We start from the raw sequence: 17,442 nt of genomic DNA on the forward strand, positions 1-17,442 counted from the left end.
GAGCTGACAGGGGCGGTATTGGCGGCGTTTCGCGCGATCCGAAATCAGACGACCTTTGCCTAAGCCTTTGGTCGTGCCGCCAGCACAATGTAATTGACGTCCAGGTCGTTGGGCACGCGTTTCCAGCGATCTTCCAGCGGGTTGAACGTCACGCCGGCCTTGTCGATGATCGCCATCCCGGTCGGCGCGAGGGCACTGGCGAGTTCTTCCGGTTTGACCAGTTTTTCATACTGGTGCGTGCCGACCGGCAACCAGCGTAGCAGTCGCTCGGCGCCGATGATCGCCATGAAGAAGGCTTTGGCCGTGCGATTGATCGTGGCGATCACCATCAGCCCGCCGGGTTTCACCATAGCTGCGCAATCTGCAACAAAGCTGTCCACGTCGGCGACATGCTCGACCACTTCCATGTTGAGCACGACATCGAAAGTTTCGCCCTCGGCGAGCAGCGCCTCGGCGGTCGTCGCCCGGTAATCGATTGTCAGGCCTTGTTCCTGTGCGTGAACCGATGCGGTGTTGATGTTCTTTTCGGACGCATCGACGCCGACGATCGTTGCGCCAAGGCGCGCCATGGGCTCGCAGATCAAGCCGCCGCCGCAGCCAATATCGAGAATGCGCAGTCCTTGAAAAGGATGGGCCAGCTTCTCGTCGAGGCCAAAATGCGCGCACAGCTTCTCGCGAATATAGGCAAGACGCACCGGGTTGAACTTGTGCAGCACGCCGAACTTGCCCTTCGGGTCCCACCACTCGGCCGCCAGAGCGGAAAAGCGCGCAACCTCATCCGGGTCGATGGAGCTGACTGGTGTGGCGGTGCTGGATGCGCTGTCCGTCATGTAGAGGAATGCCTGGTGCGTGTCTCGGTTGCCTTATCTATCCGATGCGGGCTGGCAAGCGCCAGTGGCCACATGTCGCGCCTCTGCGATCCGCGAATAGGTGTCCAACGAAAAAGGCGCGCCGTGCGGGACGACGCGCCTTCAAGCGGTTTGTTCTGATCCGTTCTAAGCGGCCGAGACTTCGCTAAGGAACGTGTCGATCTCGCGACGCAGATTGTCGGCTTTGTCGGAGACATCCTTGGCCGCCGCGCGGACCGACCCGGCAGAGTTGGATGTTTCGCCGGCGGATTGTTTCAAGACGCCAACATTCTCCGCCACGTTGGATGTACCCTGTACCACTTCCATCACCGAAGACGAAATTTCCGCGGTGGCGGCGCCCTGTTGCTGCGTAGCCTGAGCAATCATGTCGATCGTGCCGTTGATGTTCTCGATCACGGTTCCAATGTCGCGGATTGCGACCACAGTTTCGCCGGTTGCGTCCTGGATCGAACCGATTTGCTCAGAGATGTCCTCGGTCGCCTTGGCTGTTTGTGAGGCGAGCGTTTTGACCTCGCTGGCAACGACAGCAAAGCCTTTGCCCGCTTCGCCAGCGCGTGCGGCTTCGATGGTGGCGTTCAAGGCGAGAAGGTTGGTCTGCTCGGCGATGTCGGAAATCAGCTTGACCACATCGCCAATGCGCTGGGCTGCTTCTGACAAGCTTTCGACTTTGTCGTTGGTTGTGCGCACACTTGTCGTGGCCTGGCCAACCGTTGTGGTGGTCTCGTCCAACTGGCGGGAGATTTCTGAAATCGATGCCGTCAGTTCCTCCGTAGCGCTGGCCACGGTTTGAACGTTGGAAGACGCATCTTCAGCCGCGTGGGCCGCTGTTGAGGCGCGCTGAGCGGTGTCTTCGGCAACACCGGCAACACCGGTTGCCACTTCTTCCATTTCAGCGACGCGTTCAGCGACGCTGTCCAAGACCTCGGAAACCGACGAGCGGAAGCCGGCAATCAACTCCTCGATGCGAGCCTGGCGCTCCATCTGCTGATTGGCATTGCCCTTCACCACGCCCGCCATCTCGGCCTGTTTGACTGCGTTCTCGCGGAACACCTCCACGGCGTTGGCCATAGCGCCGATCTCATGGGCTTCCTCGCGAGCCGGTACAGTGAGATCGGTGTTGCCGTCGGCAAGCTCCTGCATGGTTGAGGTGATGGCGCGAACGGGACGTGAGATCGAGCGACCGATCCACCAGCCGGCAGCGGCGCCAAACAGGATGATGAGGCCACCGATAACGGCAAACTTGCCCGCTTTCGCCATCAATGATGCCGTCAGATCGTCGGTATAGAGGCCTGTGCCGATGGCCCAACCCCATGGTTCGAACTGGGCGACATAGGACAGCTTGTGGACCGGCTCATCTGATCCGGCGCGCGGCCAATAATAGTCAACGAAGCCGGAGCGCTCCGGCGAAGAAGCGGCAACGATCAATTCGCGGAACAGATACTTACCGTTGGGGTCCTGAAGATCGCTGAGATTTTGGCCATCCAGATCAGGACGGACGGCATGCATGATCATGTTGCCGTCTAGATCATGGATAAAGAAGTACTCGATGTCGCGGTAACGGACGTCGCGGATGATATCCATCGCGGTCGTCTGTGCCTGCTCCATCGTGATCTCGCCGGCCTCGGCGCGTGCGTGCTGCGCAGCAACCTGCGACAGTGCACTATCGGTCAAGCTGATTAGTTCGCCCTGGCGCTGCTCGTTGAGCATTTGATTGGACAGATAAAGAAACGCAGCCGCAAGCGCGAAAACGCCCACCATGAACACAGCGGATAGTGCGCCCAAGCGCATACCGATCGACAACTTCTTCACGTGGAACCCCCACTAAACGTTTGTTCGGCACGCAATTAGAGCGCCGAGCAAGCCTGATTTTGAGAACCTTGGACGTGACGAGCACGTAAAGCCCTCTCCCAAACAGTGCTTATCGGTAAAACTTCTTAAAAAAGTGCGATGGGCTGGGGCATCACAGGGTGACGTTGGGTTACCTAACCACTGCCATCAAAGATTGCGGCCAAAGCGGCAATGGACTTCAGCATGCTTTGCGGCTAACACGCGCCCGTTCGATTGGGGCGCGTCGGCCCCACCCTTCCTGCGCTGGAAAGATCAGTTCAACGCCCATGGCTCGTTTGGTCCTGAAATTTGGCGGTACGTCGGTCGCCGATCTGGAGCGTATTCGCACCGTCGCGCGTCATGTGAAGCGTGAGGTTGAGGCCGGGCACGAAGTGGCGGTCGTGGTGTCGGCGATGTCGGGCAAGACCAACGAACTGGTCGGCTGGGTGCAGGATATGCCGCGCGTAGCCGGAGCCAACGCACCCATTTATGACGCCCGCGAGTATGATGCTGTGGTTGCCTCCGGTGAGCAGGTCACGTCCGGCCTCCTAGCGATCGCTTTGCAGGCCATGGGGGTGGATGCACGCTCCTGGCAAGGTTGGCAAATTCCACTCAAAACCGATGCCAGCCATGGCGCGGCACGGATTGATTCCATCGATGCGCATACGCTCGTCGGCCGGATGTCGGGTCGTGAAACCGGCAGCCCGCAGGTGGCCGTGATCGCCGGTTTTCAGGGCATTTCGCCCGATGGACGGATTGCAACGCTTGGGCGAGGTGGGTCGGATACCTCTGCGGTGGCTATTGCGGCGGCCGTTGGTGCCGATCGCTGCGATATCTACACCGATGTGGATGGCGTCTACACAACGGATCCGCGCGTTGCATCCAAAGCGCAGCGGATGGACAAGATCGCCTTTGAAGAGATGCTGGAAATGGCATCGCTTGGGGCCAAAGTTTTGCAAGTGCGCTCGGTTGAACTGGCCATGGTGCATGGCGTGCGGGTGTTCGTGCGTTCGTCTTTCGATGATCCGGATGCACCTGACCTTGCGACCGATACGCCGGTCGGCACGCTGATTTGCGATGAGGAAGAGATAATGGAAGAGCAAGTCGTCACCGGCATCGCCTTTTCGCGCGATGAAGCTCAAATTTCGCTGCGCCGGGTGAAGGATCGACCGGGGGTGGCCGCCGGTGTATTCGGTCCGCTGGCCGACGCCGGCATTAATGTGGATATGATCGTGCAGATCATCTCCGCCGATGGCGCGACCACCGACATCACCTTTACGCTTCCTGAAGGCGATTACGACCGCGCGGTTGGCATTTTGGAGCATCCCGATAGCGGGATTGAGTTTGATGCACTTAACGGTTCGAAAGACGTTGTGAAAGTGTCGGTAATCGGTATTGGCATGCGCAGCCATGCCGGCGTTGCAGCCGACGCTTTCAAGGCGTTGTCGGAGAAAAACATCAATATCCGCGCCATCACGACCTCGGAGATCAAGATCTCCGTCCTTATCGATGCGGCTTATACTGAGCTTGCCGTGCGCACGCTGCATTCGCTATACGGACTCGACGCGGCATAAACGGACAGATCCGGTTGCCGCAACGGTGCGGCGGCGCTGACCTCTCCATCCGAGTTGATGGCGCCATAGACCACCTGACAGGCGAGGCCACCTATGCCCACGCGCAGTTCTCTGGCGGGGCCGCGTGTCCTGTTGCGGCGCTTGCGCGAGGTTATGGCCGAGCGCATTAGCGGGCAGGAGCGGCTGGATAAGATCACGGTGCTCATCGCGGCCAATATGGTGGCCGAGGTGTGCTCGGTTTACCTGTTGCGCGCCGACGGAGTGCTGGAGCTTTCCTCCACCGAGGGCCTGAACAAGGATGCGGTGCACCAGACAGGGCTGAAAGTTGGCGAGGGTCTGGTCGGCGTGATCGCGGCAAGCGCCGAACCGCTTAATCTCGCTGACGCGCAAAAGCACCCAAGCTTCGCCTATTTGCCGGAAACCGGCGAGGAGGATTACCACTCTTTCCTCGGCGTGCCAGTGATGCGGGTTGGCCGCGTCCTCGGTGTTCTGACCGTGCAGAACCAGGCGCGGCGCAGCTACTCCGAAGAAGAAGTCGAAGCGCTGCAGACTGTTGCCATGGTCATCGCCGAGATGATGGCCGCTGGTGAGTTGCAAGGGGTTTCGCGCGCGGGTCTCGATCTGGAAGCGAACCGGCAGCTGCACTTGGAAGGGTCGGGCTTCGCCGAGGGTGTTGGTCTTGGCCATGTGGTGCTGCATGAGCCGCGCCTCATCGTCACCGATATGATCGCCGAAAACGTGGATGAGGAGATCGATCGGCTCGATCAGGCGATCGCCCGGCTGCGGCTCTCCATCGACAGCATTGTGGAGTCCGGCGATGTGGCCCATCACGGTGAGCACCGCGACATCCTCGAAGCCTATCGGATGTTCGCCTATGATCGCGGTTGGGCGCGGCGGATGCGCGAAGCGATTCAATCCGGTCTGACCGCTGAGGCAGCGGTGGAGCGCGTCCAGTCCGACACGCGCGCGAAACTAATGCGCCAAAAGGATCCTTTGATCCGCGAGCGGCTGAACGATTTTGACGATCTAGCCTATCGGCTGTTCCGCGAACTTTCCGGCGAGAATGGACGTCATCAGGACCAGATGCCAGACGATGCGGTGATTGTTGCCCGCATGATGGGCGCTGCCGAATTGCTTGATTATGAGCGCGCGAAAATTCGTGGTCTGGTGCTCGAAGAGGGCGGTCCGACCAGCCACGTGGCCGTCGTTGCGCGTGCCATGGGTGTGCCGGTCGTTGGCCGCGTTGCCGGCGTGGTGGCGCTGGTTGAAGATGGCGATCCGATCATTCTCGATGGCGATGAGGGTGCGGTCCATGTGCGCCCACAGGTCGATGTCGAGCGGGCCTATGTGGAAAAGGTCAAATTTCGCGCCCGGCGCCAGGCGCAATACCGCGCGCTGAAGGACCGGGACTCGGTGACCGCCTGCGGCGTGCCGATCATGCTGCAGCACAATGCCGGTCTTCTGATCGACTTGCCGAGCCTAGAAGAAACCGGGGCGGAAGGCATCGGGCTCTTCCGTACCGAGCTTCAGTTCATGGTGGCGCGCTCCCTGCCGCGCACCAAGGAGCAGGAGCACCTTTATGCGCGCGTGCTTGATGCAGCGGGCGACCGGACCGTCACGTTCCGCACGCTCGATATCGGTGGCGACAAGGTGCTTCCCTATATGCGTACCTTCGCCGAAGAGAACCCGGCGCTTGGCTGGCGCGCGGTGCGCCTCGGTCTCGATCGTCCGGGATTGATGCGCCTGCAAATCCGCGCACTGCTTATGGCGGCCGCTGGACGGTCTTTGCGGCTGATGTTCCCGATGGTGACCGATGTTGCCGAACTGGATGCCGCCAAGGGTCTCGTACGGCGGGAAATCTCGCACCTGTTGAAGCATGGCTACAAAGTGCCGACAGACCTCAAGGTTGGGTCGATGATCGAGGTTCCGGCCTTGCTCTATGAGCTTGATGCGCTGATGAGCCGGTGCGACTTCGTTTCGGTTGGCTCCAATGATCTGTTTCAGTTCATGACGGCGACCGATCGCGGCAACACGCGGCTTTCTGGACGCTTCGACATACTGTCACCGAGCTTCCTACGGCCGCTGAAAGCCATTGCCGAGGCCAGTGAGCGCAATCGCTGCCCGGTCACGGTGTGCGGTGAGATGGCTGGTCGTCCGGTTGAGGCGCTGGCGCTGCTTGGGCTTGGATTCCGCCGCCTTTCCATGTCGCCAGCCTCGGTCGGACCAGTGAAGGCGATGGTGATTGATGTGCGCATGGAGCCGCTTACCGACGCGATGGATGCCATGCTCGCCGATCCGCTGGCGACCGTCTCGGTGCGCGAGGCTCTGGTTGCCTATGCGAACGAACATAGCATATGCCTCTAGTCATGATTTCAGACCAAAAAATTGATGCGCTGATCGCGCGCTTTGAAGGCATTTCGGCCAAGATGGCGTCTGGCGCGCAGTCCGATGAGTTTGTGCAGCTGTCGCGCGATTATGCCGAGCTGGAGCCCGTGGCCGAGCAGGCCAAGGAATTGCAGAAGACCCGCGATGAGCTCGAAGAAGCCCGCGAGATGCTCGCCGATCCTGATCTCGACAATGAGATGAAGGCGCTGACCGAAGCGGAAATTGCGGATCTTGAAGCGCGTTTCGACGAGCTTCAAGCGGCGTTGCAAGTGGCGCTTCTACCCAAAGACAAAGCCGATGCCGGTGGCGTTATTTTGGAAGTGCGTGCCGGCACTGGCGGTGACGAAGCAGCGCTTTTTGCTGGCGATCTGTTTCGCATGTATCAGCGCTACGCGCAGACCAAAGGCTTCAAAGTCGAGGTTCTGTCGACGTCGGAAGGCGAAGTTGGCGGCTTCAAGGAAATCGTCGCAGAGGTGCGTGGTCAGGGTGCCTACGGTCTACTCAAATTTGAGTCAGGCGTGCACCGCGTCCAACGTGTTCCGGAGACGGAATCCGGCGGGCGTATCCATACCTCAGCGGCCACAGTCGCCGTGCTGCCGGAAGCCAAGGACATCGATATCGAGGTGCGCAACGAGGATATTCGCATCGACACGATGAGGGCCTCTGGCGCCGGAGGTCAGCACGTGAACACCACCGATTCCGCCGTGCGCATCACCCATTTGCCGACCGGTATCGTTGTCCTGCAAAGTGAGAAATCACAGCACCAAAACCGCGCGCGGGCGATGGAAGTGCTGAAAGCTCGGCTCTACGACATGGAGCGGCAGAAAGCCGCCGAAGAGCGCGCCGACGCGCGCAAGGGGCAGGTGGGGTCCGGTGATCGCTCCGAGCGCATTCGCACCTACAACTTCCCGCAAGGCCGCGTTACCGATCACCGGATTGGCCTGACGCTTTACTCGCTCGATCAGGTTTTGGCAGGCGAAGGGCTGGATGCGGTGATCGAGCCGTTGATCGCACAGCACCAGATGGAGTTGCTCGCCGAAAGCGAAGCCAATTGAACCAAAGATTCAATGCGCTTGTGCGGGACCTTGCCACGCGCATTGACGCACGACCTCATGCCAATGGTCTGCGCGAAGCGCGCCTGCTCGTGGAGCATGTCACCGGCCATTCGACCGCCGCGCAAATCGTGGTTGGTGACCATAGGGTTCCGCAAAACGACCAGGAAACATTGTTGGCGTTGGTTGCGCGGCGGGAGGCCGGTGAACCGCTGGCGCGCATTCTGGGGCGCGCGGCCTTTTGGGATTTCGAAGTCGGGCTCAATGCCGCGACACTCATTCCGCGCGATGATACCGCGACGCTGGTTGAGGCGGCGCTGGCGCGTCTGCCGGAGGACAGTTCAGCCCATGTCGTCGATGTGGGCACCGGCAGCGGCATCATTCTGCTTGCATTGGCGCGCGAGCGTCCCCACATCTCTGCAACCGGGTTGGATGTGGCGGCCGATGCTGTCACCCAAGCCCGTGCAAACGCCGTCGATCTAGGCCTGGCCGATCGGTTGAGTTTTGCCCAAAGCGATTGGCTCGATGCGGTCGATGGCCCTCTCGACATGATCGTCTCCAACCCGCCGTATATCCCGCAAGGTGCAATGACCGCGCTGGACGAGGAAGTTCGGTTGCACGATCCGCAGCGCGCCCTGGTCGCTGGCGATGATGGCTTGGATGCCTACCGCGCGATCTTTCCGCAAGCGGCGAACAAGCTGAAACATGGCGGCTATTTGCTGGTCGAGATCGGTCATGACCAAGCTGAGGCGGTTCAAGCGCTCGGACAGGCGAGTGGATTCCAGCTCCAGGAAACCCGGCAAGACCTTTCCGGTCATGACCGGGTGGTGGTTTTTCAGCACTGAATGCTAGGCAATGAAGGGCCGCGTGATCGGCCTTGCCCAAAAAAAGCTTGGAAAAGCGCGGCGAAGCAGCTAGGGGTGTTGGTGCTGCAGGGCACCTGGAAACGACAGCCAAGACACCACCCGATGATGGCAGGTGGGCCAGGTAGGGCGCAGCAAGCGAACCTCACAGTTGAACGGGTTTGGTCTCGATCGCTCGCGATCAAGATCGCAGGCTTGATGCAATGTGACGCGTTGGCACAACACTGGATGGGTCCGGCCTCGGCCGTTGATCGCTTTGGGGTGTGGAGCTTGGAGCTTTGCGGGGTTTGGCAACGGACCGGTGGCGCGTGGCGCTGCGGTTGAACGCCATCAACCCTTTTGGATTTTTAGAGAAAAAGAGAACAAGACATTGGCAATGAGACCTGGTCAATCGAACAAGCGTGGTCGCGGTCGCGGCGGACGTAAGGGGCCAAGCCCGCTATCACGCAGCTATGAGTCAAACGGGCCGGACGTGAAAATTCGCGGCACCGCTCAGCATATTGCCGACAAATACATCAACCTTGCCCGTGACGCGCAATCGTCCGGCGATACGGTGTTGTCGGAAGCCTATTTTCAACATGCCGAGCATTTTTATCGGATCGTGGCCGCCGCTCAGCAGCAGATGAACCAGGCGGTCAATGTGAAGCGTGCCGACGATCCAATCGATACCGATGACAGCGACGATCGCGATGGCAAGGATGGCTTTGATCCGTCCGATCCGGATGCGCCGCAGCCAGAAGCCGGCGCCAACGGGTCTGGCCAAAACCGCAACGAAAACCGCCGCGATCGTAACCGCGATGATGATGATGACGGCGACCGGCGCTCGCGCCGCAACCGTGGCCGCCAGCGTCGTGGCCGAGGTGATGATGATCGTGGCGACGAGACGCGGGCCGATGCACGCTCCGAAGGTAGTCGTCGTGACGACACCGGGCGTGACGACAATGGTCTTGGCGGAGACCGCGATACGGGCCGCGACGGCAATGGGTCCGATCGCCCGCGCGAAGATGCCAATGCGCAGGCTGAACCTGCAACAGTGCCGGCAGATGAAAGCGGCGCCAGCGACAGTTCATCCAGTGACGGCGACGAGCGGCCACGCCGCGCGCCGCGCCAGCGCAAGGCCCGTGTGGAAGTCGCCGATCGTTTCGACGGTGAGGAAACGCAGGCCAGTAGCCCGTCTGAGGCTGAAAGCAAGCCTGCTCCTGAGGCGCCTAAGCCGGTATCTTTAGGCGATGATGTGCCGCCGGTTCAGGCCGCCTCTGACGACACCTGACGCTCTTCTCTAGAGCACGACCACCTGATCGCCGGGCGCCATGCGCCCGGCTTTTTTGACGGTCGCATAAAGCCCAAGGCTTGGTTTGCCGCGATGGCCTTGAAGGGCGCGGACCAAATCCTGGTCCCGGGTTGCACTGTCTGGGTTCACATCGATGGCGCGGCAGCGATTGATCGGCACTTCGACAAAAATCTCTGCCGTTCCGAACACGATGGTCTTGCCGACCAGGTCCTCTTCTTCAAAGGCGTTCCATCCCTCCACTAGCACATTGGCGCGTAGCCGCCGCGGATCGAGGTCGGCGCCAACCTTCTGTCCGAGCCAGTCGATGGATGCTTGGTTCTGCAGCGATATCCACCGCCCCGGCACATCGGTGAAACCGTGACCTGAGGCCAGGTCATCGGCTTTCTTTAACCGCAAGGGCCCACGCACGCCTTGTTCGACCAGCTCCTCGGCCAGTGCCTCAAGATCGGATGAAGCTTCGGGGTCGATGGAGAAGGCGCGGCCATCAAGGGTAGTAATGGCGAGCGTTCCTGCGGCTTCATCATAGCGTGCGCTCATACGTCCCGTGCTTGGCTGATGGACCATGCAAACAAACTGCAGCTTGGCGACATGTTTGGGATTGGCCGGATCAAACTCCGATGGGCCGTTTTCCAGCGCAAAAGCCCGGTCGAACGGGAACAGTCCGCCAGTTTCAACGTCCACCGCATCCATGCTTTCCCCGCCCAGGCCTTTGACCGGCCAACGCCAAAGGTGGGTGATGGAGGCGGTGTCTGTCATCGAATCGATCCTTTTAATGCTCGCTGCTCTTAGCGTTGCCCAGGACAAATGGCGAGATCACCGAAACGCGTGGATCGTCTGATCCGATCCGCTTGGCCAAGCCTCAATAGGGGCGTAAGGTCTTCGCCAGCGCGCCGTTTGTCATCCTACAGTGTTGGCGCGTTTTGGAGTTTCCGTGTCCTCATCAGACGTTCCCAACCAGGCGGCGGCCTCGGCGCCCCGTGCGGCGACGCTATGGGCCTTGTTGCTGGCGTCCTCGCTCACCGTGATGGCGGGCGCCACCATCGCCCCGGCGCTGCCGCAGATCGAAGCGACGTTCGCCGGTACACCGCAAGTGGAGTTGCTGACGCGGCTGGTGCTGACGGTAACAGCGATCTTCACCGTGATCGGGTCGCCGCTTGCCGGCCTGTTTGTCGATCGTTTCGGGCGCAAACCACTTCTGATGGTCGGCCTGGTTCTTTACGCGGTGGCCGGCACCAGCGGACTTTACGTTGACAGTCTTATGGGCTTGCTGGTCGGGCGTGCCGCGCTTGGGCTGGCGGTCGCCTGCAACATGACGGCGGCCACTACGCTGTTCGCTGATCTCTACAGCGGATCGGAACGCGCCAAGGCGCTTGGCCGTCAGTCGGCGTTTATGGGCATTGGCGGCGTTGCGTTCTTATTGCTCGGTGGATGGCTGGCCGAGATGGGCTGGCGGGCACCGTTTGGCATCTATGTAGCATCGTTCGTCGTCTTGGCGTTGGTGTGGGCGTTTGTCGACGAACCCCGACGCCCCGCGCAGCGTTCACCAGATGAGCCTGATGTGCCGTGGCCATTGGCGAGCGTCGCGATGATCATGCTGTTCGTGCTCATCGCGCAGGTCGCCTTTTACCTCTGGCCAGTTCAACTGCCCTTTTTCCTTGGTGAGCGTTTTGGTCTGAGCGGCGCCGCTGTCGGTCTGGCTATCGGGTGTGCTTCGGGCACCACAGCGGTGACGGGGCTACTCTATGGCCGGGCCCGTACTTTTTTTGGCGATCTCGGGCTGGTCGCCGTCGTCTATGCCCTGCTCGGAGTCACCAACATCCTCCTTGCCAACGCGACCAGCTACCCGATGGTGCTGGCCACTCTGGTGCTTGGCGGAGCTTCCATCGGCTTGATGTTTCCCCATGGTGCCAACTGGATGACGAGTATCGTTCCAGATGCGCTGCGAGGACGGGCAGTGGGGTTGGCCTCGGCGGCCCTGTTTTCTGGCCACTTTTTGTCGCCGGTTTTTAGCCAACCGGTCATGCAGGCCGTCGGCTATGGGCCGGGCTATCAGATCTTTGGACAAATTCTGATTGGCCTCGGCGTCGTGGTCGGAGGTGCAACCTTGATTCACCGTTGGCGTCGTAGCGCAACTGCCTAAGAAAAACGTCGGGATGAGATGTTGAGGTCACCCCAATCGACCTGGTGGATTGGCGTATCCGGGTTGAGAGCGTCGGTCAGCCTCCAGCCATCGTCTGCCAAGGTCAAAGCGAGAGGATGAACTTTGCGCGGATTGGCAGAGCGGGCCTGCAGAGTAACGATCTGCTTGTCGCGCACGGCCTGCGCCAGCGCCATCACATAAAGATCGGAGTCGGCGTTCGGCGGGTCGGGCAGGGCGAACCGCCTGTCTGTCGCTTCAAAGACCGTGCGGGTCCGATCGGGCAGGCTTTCAAGGAATTTTGCGCGTGCCGTCTCATAAATGCCGCGCAGACCGAGAGCGTCGATAGCCGAGTTGGGCGCCGCCAATTGCAGCGCCATCGCCTCGCCTTCCTGTGTGGTAAGACCGGTGAGGCGGGTGCGGTAATTGAATCCAAGCTCGATGCCGCCGCCCTGGCCCTGAAACACCACAATCGGCAAACCGGCTTCGCTCATCGCGTCGACGTCGCGCAAAATGGTGCGCGGCGCGACTTCCAACTCAGTTGCCAGCTGTTGACTGGTTTGTCGGCCACGGTTCTGCAGGATCAATAGAATGCGCAGGAGTCGCGATGCGCGCATGGTGGCCTCGCCGAGGGTTTCTTCAACTATGACACAATTTGTCATATTTAGGGGTCTAGAGCCGGTCGCAGGCGAAGGCAATCGCGACACAAAGGACAGTCCATGGGTTTTTCTTACACGGCGCAATGCAGCATCGCCGCGCCGCCCTCGACCGTTTGGCAGGTGCTCACCGACCGGCAGGCATTGATCGATGGCGATTTCGGAATCACGCAGCTTGATGGCAATCTGGCGCCTGGCGGCAAGCTGGTGTTGCGGGCCGCGATCGCACCAAAGCAGGCCTTTAAGCTGAAGGTCACGGCTTTTGACGTGGACAGGCGCATGGTCTGGACCGGTGGCATGCCGTTTGGTCTCTTTAGTGGCACACGCACCTTCACGCTGGCGCCGGCGGGCGAGGGAACCCAATTCACGGTCGAAGAAGTCTTCTCCGGTCCGTTGGCCGGCCTAATCGGCAGGTCCATGCCGGATCTTCAACCGAGCTTCGAGCAGTTTGCCGATGCGTTGAAACAAACCGCCGAAGAGCGCGCGAAAGGAGACGCGGCATGATCACCTACGGCGCGGGCACGGCGGACGATCCATGGAAACTGAAAACGCCACCAGGATCGTCGGAATATGAAGCGTGGCGGGATGAGTCAGCTGACCCGCCAGCCTTGGTGGTGCAGGTCGGCAAAACCCGGCTATCCTACCAGTTGCGGGCTTTGGAGGATGCAGCGACCATGTTGGCAGAGAACGGCGACTGGATCGAGCTTGGCAATGCGGATGAGGGCAAGCCGGTGAAGGTTGGATCGCTGGAGGCGTGGGCACGCGATGCGGCCAATCCGGTGGGCGGGTATTATGGCCTACGCAAAGGCTATCGTGGGCGGTTCGCCAACTACGTTTCGCCAGTGCTTGAGTTGCTGGGGCTTGCCGAGTTGGAACACAAGCCACGCGGCAATCGCATCCGAGCGCGCGCAAGGTTGGCAGATGGCGACTGATGCTCTGGCAGCGCTTTACGCCTTTGATGGCAAGCGGGTTGCCGGCCTCAAAGCGCTGGTGAAGGCCGATATCGCCGATGCCGATCTGCTGGCGTTGCTTCCTGGGTCGCACGAGATCGCGGCGACCTGGGTTTTGAAGGCGCGGCTTGAAGCGGGCCTGCTGGGTGACGCAGCGCAGAGGCAGGTTTTTGAGCCATTGCCGCAGCTCACTGAGCCGGACGCCATCCTGCATCTTTTACAGATGGTGCAGCTTGCGCCTTTTGCATCGGCGGACGATGTCCGCCCATTCCTCACCCATAAACGCACCCTGGTCCGGGTCTGGGCCTTGGATGCGCTGGCTCGTCTGGCGCCCGACGAGGCGGCACCCCTGATCGAGGCGGCGCTGGATGATCCGTCCGCGGCGATGCGCGCGCGTGCGCGCGCCTTAGCGACCGGATCGTAGGACGGCTGCCCAACACCGATTGCGCGCTCGATTTTCACCGCGCTTGTCGTTAGAATCGCCTGCATGATTGGTGTTTCGATCCGACGGCTCACGCCTGAACTTGCCTCCTCCTTCCCATCGGTGGCGGACGAGGTTTTCGATGCCGAGCCGACCAGCGAGCATCTGGAGAAGCTCGCCTTGATGCCGGGCCACGCCTTGTTCGTCGGCATCGGCGGCGAGGTCGTTGTGGGTCAGCTCCTGGCGATGATCCAGTTCCAAGCTGACCGCCCGCCACAGCTTTACATCGATAATCTCGGTGTCGCGCCGCCTTTCAAGCGGCAGGGTGTGGCGCGCGGCCTGTTTGATGCGGCCATGGCTTGGGGCCGGGATAGCGGCTGCGACAGTGTTTGGCTCGCCACCGATGTCGGGAACTCCGAAGCGCGCGGGTTTTATGCTTCGCTCGGTTTCACGCGCGAACCGGCGGACGTTTACTCGGGGTCTTTGTAGCCTCTCTTGTCATTCCGGAAGCGCAACGCGCTGTCCGGGATCACCTCGTCCTGTCCGCTTCGATCCCGGCTCAAGGCCGGGATGACACATGCAACGCTGACCCCCTTCAAACCGCTTTCTCGATCCCCATATCCAGTTCAACGCTGAACGCTGCCTTGCGGGTTCGGCTTGAACTGACCGGAGCGCCTTAGGGGTTCCGGCCTTGTGTGAGACCTGCCCGATGACCTGAAGGGGTGTCGGTGGGTGCATGGAGGATGCGTTATGAATCTTGAGAACTACACCGAACGGGCGCGCGGCTTTCTGCAGGCCGCCCAGACGAGTGCGCTGGCCAAGGGCCATCAGCGCCTGTTGCCCGACCATTTGCTCAAAGCTCTAATTGACGACAGCGAAGGCTTTGCTGCGCGCCTGATCGAGGCCGCAGGTGGCAAACCCGACGTCGTCAAAACCCAAGTTGAGCAGAGCCTCGCCAAGCAGCCTGCCGTCGAAGGCGGTGGCGGTCAGCTTTACATGGACCCGGCCATGGCGCGGGTGTTCACCACCGCTGATGAAGCCGCGAAAAAAGCTGGCGACAGCTATGTGACGGTGGAGCGTCTGCTGCTCGCGCTGGCGCTGGATGCCAAATCGGACGCTGGCAAAGCGTTGAAGGCCGGCGGCGTGACGCCGCAGAGCCTCAACAGCGCTATCGAAGAAATCCGCCAGGGCCGCACGGCCAACACCGCCTCGGCTGAAGAAGGCTATGACGCGCTGAAAAAATATGCCCGCGACCTCACCGAAGCAGCCCGAGAGGGCAAGCTTGATCCGGTAATCGGGCGCGATGAAGAAATCCGCCGGGCGATCCAGGTGCTATCGCGCCGGACGAAGAACAATCCCGTGCTCATCGGTGAACCCGGCGTCGGTAAGACCGCTATTGCCGAAGGTTTGGCGCTGCGCATCGTCAATGGCGATGTGCCGGAAAGCTTGCGCGATAAGCAGTTGATGGCGCTCGACATGGGCTCCTTGATCGCGGGCGCAAAGTTCCGCGGTGAGTTCGAGGAGCGGCTGAAAGCCGTGCTTTCGGAAATCGAAACGGCAGCTGGCGGCATCATTTTGTTCATCGACGAAATGCACACGCTCGTTGGCGCCGGTAAGGCCGATGGCGCGATGGACGCCTCCAACCTTTTGAAGCCTGCCTTGGCGCGTGGCGAGCTGCACTGTGTTGGCGCGACGACGCTCGATGAATACCGCAAGCACGTGGAAAAGGACGCGGCTTTGGCTCGCCGGTTCCAGCCGGTGATGGTGAGCGAGCCGACGGTGGAAGACACCGTTTCGATCCTGCGCGGGCTGAAGGAAAAGTACGAGCTGCACCATGGTGTGCGCATTCTGGATGCCGCTTTGGTGTCGGCGGCCTCGCTCTCCAACCGCTACATCACGGATCGGTTTCTGCCGGACAAAGCCATCGATTTGATGGACGAAGCGTCATCCCGGTTGAGGATGCAGGTGGACAGCAAGCCGGAAGAGCTGGACGAGCTCGATCGACGTGTGATCCAGCTGAAAATTGAGCGCGAAGCGTTGAAGAAAGAGACCGATACTGCTTCCAAGGACCGCCTTGAGAAGCTGGAAGCCGAGCTCTCAGAACTTGAGCAGAAGTCCGCGGAAATGACGGCGCGCTGGCAGGCGGAAAAGGACAAGCTTGCCGACGCCAATACGCTCAAAGAGCAGCTTGATGAGGCCCGCACACAGCTTGAGCAGGCACAGCGGCAAGGTGACCTCGCCAAGGCCGGGGAGCTTGCCTATGGCGCGATCCCGGACCTTGAGAAGAAGCTGACCGAAGCCGAAGAGGCCGGTGAACGTGACGACATGGTCGAAGAGGCGGTAACGCCCGACATGATCGCCCATGTGGTCTCGCGCTGGACCGGTGTGCCTGTCGATAAGATGCTCGAAGGCGAGCGCGAGAAACTGCTGCGCATGGAAGACGAGCTGGCGACCCGCGTGGTTGGCCAGGCCGAAGCCGTGCACGCCGTTTCCACCGCCGTGCGCCGTTCGCGCGCTGGCTTGCAGGATCCGAACAGGCCACTTGGCTCGTTCCTGTTCCTTGGGCCGACGGGCGTCGGTAAAACCGAGCTCACCAAAGCGCTGGCGACCTTCCTGTTCGATGATGAGCACGCCATGGTGCGGCTCGACATGTCGGAGTTCATGGAAAAGCACGCGGTGGCCCGTCTCATCGGCGCGCCTCCGGGCTATGTCGGCTACGACGAGGGCGGTGCGCTCACCGAAGCTGTTCGCCGCCGACCCTATCAGGTGTTGTTGTTCGACGAGGTGGAGAAAGCCCACCCGGACGTCTTCAACGTCCTCTTGCAGGTGCTTGATGATGGTCGCCTGACCGATGGTCAGGGCCGCACGGTCGACTTCAAGAACACGCTCATCATCATGACCTCCAACCTTGGCGCGGAATATCTGGTTGCTGCTAAGGACGACGAGGACATGTCGGGCGTGCGCGACAATGTGATGGAGATGGTGCGCGGGCACTTCCGGCCCGAGTTCCTCAACCGTCTGGATGAAATCGTGCTCTTTGAGCGGCTCAAACGCAGCGAAATGGGCGCGATTGTCGATATCCAGATGGGGCGCCTGCATGCCCTGTTGGAGGATCGCAAGATCACTGTTGATCTGGATGATACCGCCCGTGAATGGTTGGCCGACAAGGGCTACGACCCAGCCTATGGCGCACGGCCTTTGAAAAGGGTCATCCAGCGCGACCTTCAGGACCCGCTTGCGGAGAAAATCCTCGAAGGATCCGTCAAGGATGGCGATCTGGTGAAAGTGTCCGCCGGTAAGTTCGACAACGGTGCCGACCGCCTCATCTTCGAAGTCGTCGGGACGCCCGACAGCGATGAGTCGGGCTCAGAGCAAGTGGCGGCTTAGGTTGTCGACATACGCAAGCCCCGGAACGCA

At 60.8% G+C, this 17,442-nt stretch carries 15 protein-coding genes; 11 read left to right on the plus strand and 4 right to left on the minus strand.

From position 1 onward, the window contains the following. Positions 1 to 59: 59 nt before the first annotated feature. The gene (gene ubiG / locus JJ917_13730) at positions 60 to 830 is read right to left on the minus strand and encodes a bifunctional 2-polyprenyl-6-hydroxyphenol methylase/3-demethylubiquinol 3-O-methyltransferase UbiG (protein ID MBO6699886.1); all 771 of its coding nucleotides are present in this window, start codon (positions 828 to 830) and stop codon (positions 60 to 62) included. 165 nt (positions 831 to 995) lie between these two features. Next, positions 996 to 2,678 (minus strand): cache domain-containing protein, encoded by a 1,683-nt coding sequence (locus tag JJ917_13735; protein ID MBO6699887.1) that lies wholly within the window; start codon positions 2,676 to 2,678, stop codon positions 996 to 998. Positions 2,679 to 2,983: 305 nt separating this feature from the next. Between JJ917_13735 and JJ917_13740 the strand changes: the two genes are divergently transcribed. From JJ917_13740 to JJ917_13760, 5 genes are all read left to right on the plus strand, one after another. After that, the gene (locus JJ917_13740; protein ID MBO6699888.1) at positions 2,984 to 4,270 is read left to right on the plus strand and encodes an aspartate kinase; all 1,287 of its coding nucleotides are present in this window, start codon (positions 2,984 to 2,986) and stop codon (positions 4,268 to 4,270) included. Between the two features lie 93 nt (positions 4,271 to 4,363). After that, positions 4,364 to 6,634, plus strand: a complete 2,271-nt coding sequence (ptsP, locus tag JJ917_13745; protein MBO6699889.1) for a phosphoenolpyruvate--protein phosphotransferase — start codon at positions 4,364 to 4,366, stop codon at positions 6,632 to 6,634. Positions 6,635 to 6,636: 2 nt separating this feature from the next. Beyond that, positions 6,637 to 7,710 (plus strand): peptide chain release factor 1, encoded by a 1,074-nt coding sequence (gene prfA, locus JJ917_13750; protein ID MBO6699890.1) that lies wholly within the window; start codon positions 6,637 to 6,639, stop codon positions 7,708 to 7,710. Further along, a complete protein-coding gene (prmC, locus tag JJ917_13755) occupies positions 7,707 to 8,552 on the plus strand; it encodes a peptide chain release factor N(5)-glutamine methyltransferase (protein MBO6699891.1) in 846 nt (281 codons plus the stop codon). Before prfA ends, prmC begins: the two co-directional genes overlap by 4 nt. A gap of 394 nt (positions 8,553 to 8,946) precedes the next feature. After that, entirely contained in the window at positions 8,947 to 9,840 is an 894-nt protein-coding gene (locus JJ917_13760) for a DUF4167 domain-containing protein (protein MBO6699892.1), read from the plus strand. A 9-nt stretch (positions 9,841 to 9,849) separates the two neighbouring features. Here JJ917_13760 and JJ917_13765 read toward each other — a convergent pair whose 3' ends face one another. Next, a complete protein-coding gene (locus JJ917_13765) occupies positions 9,850 to 10,617 on the minus strand; it encodes an MOSC domain-containing protein (GenBank protein ID MBO6699893.1) in 768 nt (255 codons plus the stop codon). Between the two features lie 175 nt (positions 10,618 to 10,792). On the opposite strand from JJ917_13765, the gene JJ917_13770 reads away from it, so the two are divergent. Next, positions 10,793 to 12,001 carry an MFS transporter gene (locus JJ917_13770; GenBank protein MBO6699894.1) on the plus strand — a complete coding sequence of 403 codons (1,209 nt, stop codon included), beginning with the start codon at positions 10,793 to 10,795 and terminating at the stop codon, positions 11,999 to 12,001. Here the strand turns inward: JJ917_13770 and JJ917_13775 are convergent. Next, the gene (locus JJ917_13775) at positions 11,998 to 12,660 is read right to left on the minus strand and encodes an HTH domain-containing protein (GenBank protein ID MBO6699895.1); all 663 of its coding nucleotides are present in this window, start codon (positions 12,658 to 12,660) and stop codon (positions 11,998 to 12,000) included. The genes JJ917_13770 and JJ917_13775 overlap by 4 nt on opposite strands. A 57-nt stretch (positions 12,661 to 12,717) precedes the next feature. Between JJ917_13775 and JJ917_13780 the strand changes: the two genes are divergently transcribed. From JJ917_13780 to clpB, 5 genes are all read left to right on the plus strand, one after another. Further along, a complete protein-coding gene (locus JJ917_13780; GenBank protein MBO6699896.1) occupies positions 12,718 to 13,158 on the plus strand; it encodes an SRPBCC domain-containing protein in 441 nt (146 codons plus the stop codon). Continuing rightward, the gene (locus tag JJ917_13785) at positions 13,155 to 13,586 is read left to right on the plus strand and encodes a hypothetical protein (protein ID MBO6699897.1); all 432 of its coding nucleotides are present in this window, start codon (positions 13,155 to 13,157) and stop codon (positions 13,584 to 13,586) included. The genes JJ917_13780 and JJ917_13785 overlap by 4 nt, the downstream gene beginning before the upstream one ends. Then, positions 13,576 to 14,028 carry a hypothetical protein gene (locus JJ917_13790; protein MBO6699898.1) on the plus strand — a complete coding sequence of 151 codons (453 nt, stop codon included), beginning with the start codon at positions 13,576 to 13,578 and terminating at the stop codon, positions 14,026 to 14,028. The genes JJ917_13785 and JJ917_13790 overlap by 11 nt, the downstream gene beginning before the upstream one ends. A gap of 63 nt (positions 14,029 to 14,091) precedes the next feature. Beyond that, positions 14,092 to 14,514, plus strand: coding sequence for a GNAT family N-acetyltransferase (locus JJ917_13795; protein ID MBO6699899.1), 423 nt, complete (start codon positions 14,092 to 14,094; stop codon positions 14,512 to 14,514). A 261-nt stretch (positions 14,515 to 14,775) separates the two neighbouring features. Beyond that, positions 14,776 to 17,412, plus strand: a complete 2,637-nt coding sequence (clpB, locus tag JJ917_13800) for an ATP-dependent chaperone ClpB (GenBank protein ID MBO6699900.1) — start codon at positions 14,776 to 14,778, stop codon at positions 17,410 to 17,412. The last annotated feature ends 30 nt before the right edge of the window (positions 17,413 to 17,442 follow it).

The organism is Hyphomicrobiales bacterium (genome assembly GCA_017642935.1).
In the GTDB taxonomy this organism is placed as follows: Bacteria; Pseudomonadota; Alphaproteobacteria; order Rhizobiales; family MH13; genus MH13.

Coding starts and splice junctions, on each gene's coding strand:
- ptsP (MBO6699889.1), top strand. CDS start 4,364: ATGCCCACGCGCAGTTCTCTGGCGGGGCCGCGTGTCCTGTTGCGGCGC.
- clpB (MBO6699900.1), top strand. CDS start 14,776: ATGAATCTTGAGAACTACACCGAACGGGCGCGCGGCTTTCTGCAGGCC.
- JJ917_13775 (MBO6699895.1), bottom strand. CDS start 12,660: ATGACAAATTGTGTCATAGTTGAAGAAACCCTCGGCGAGGCCACCATG.
- JJ917_13765 (MBO6699893.1), bottom strand. CDS start 10,617: ATGACAGACACCGCCTCCATCACCCACCTTTGGCGTTGGCCGGTCAAA.
- prfA (MBO6699890.1), top strand. CDS start 6,637: ATGATTTCAGACCAAAAAATTGATGCGCTGATCGCGCGCTTTGAAGGC.
- JJ917_13780 (MBO6699896.1), top strand. CDS start 12,718: ATGGGTTTTTCTTACACGGCGCAATGCAGCATCGCCGCGCCGCCCTCG.
- JJ917_13760 (MBO6699892.1), top strand. CDS start 8,947: ATGAGACCTGGTCAATCGAACAAGCGTGGTCGCGGTCGCGGCGGACGT.
- JJ917_13785 (MBO6699897.1), top strand. CDS start 13,155: ATGATCACCTACGGCGCGGGCACGGCGGACGATCCATGGAAACTGAAA.
- JJ917_13740 (MBO6699888.1), top strand. CDS start 2,984: ATGGCTCGTTTGGTCCTGAAATTTGGCGGTACGTCGGTCGCCGATCTG.
- JJ917_13795 (MBO6699899.1), top strand. CDS start 14,092: ATGATTGGTGTTTCGATCCGACGGCTCACGCCTGAACTTGCCTCCTCC.
- ubiG (MBO6699886.1), bottom strand. CDS start 830: ATGACGGACAGCGCATCCAGCACCGCCACACCAGTCAGCTCCATCGAC.
- JJ917_13790 (MBO6699898.1), top strand. CDS start 13,576: ATGGCGACTGATGCTCTGGCAGCGCTTTACGCCTTTGATGGCAAGCGG.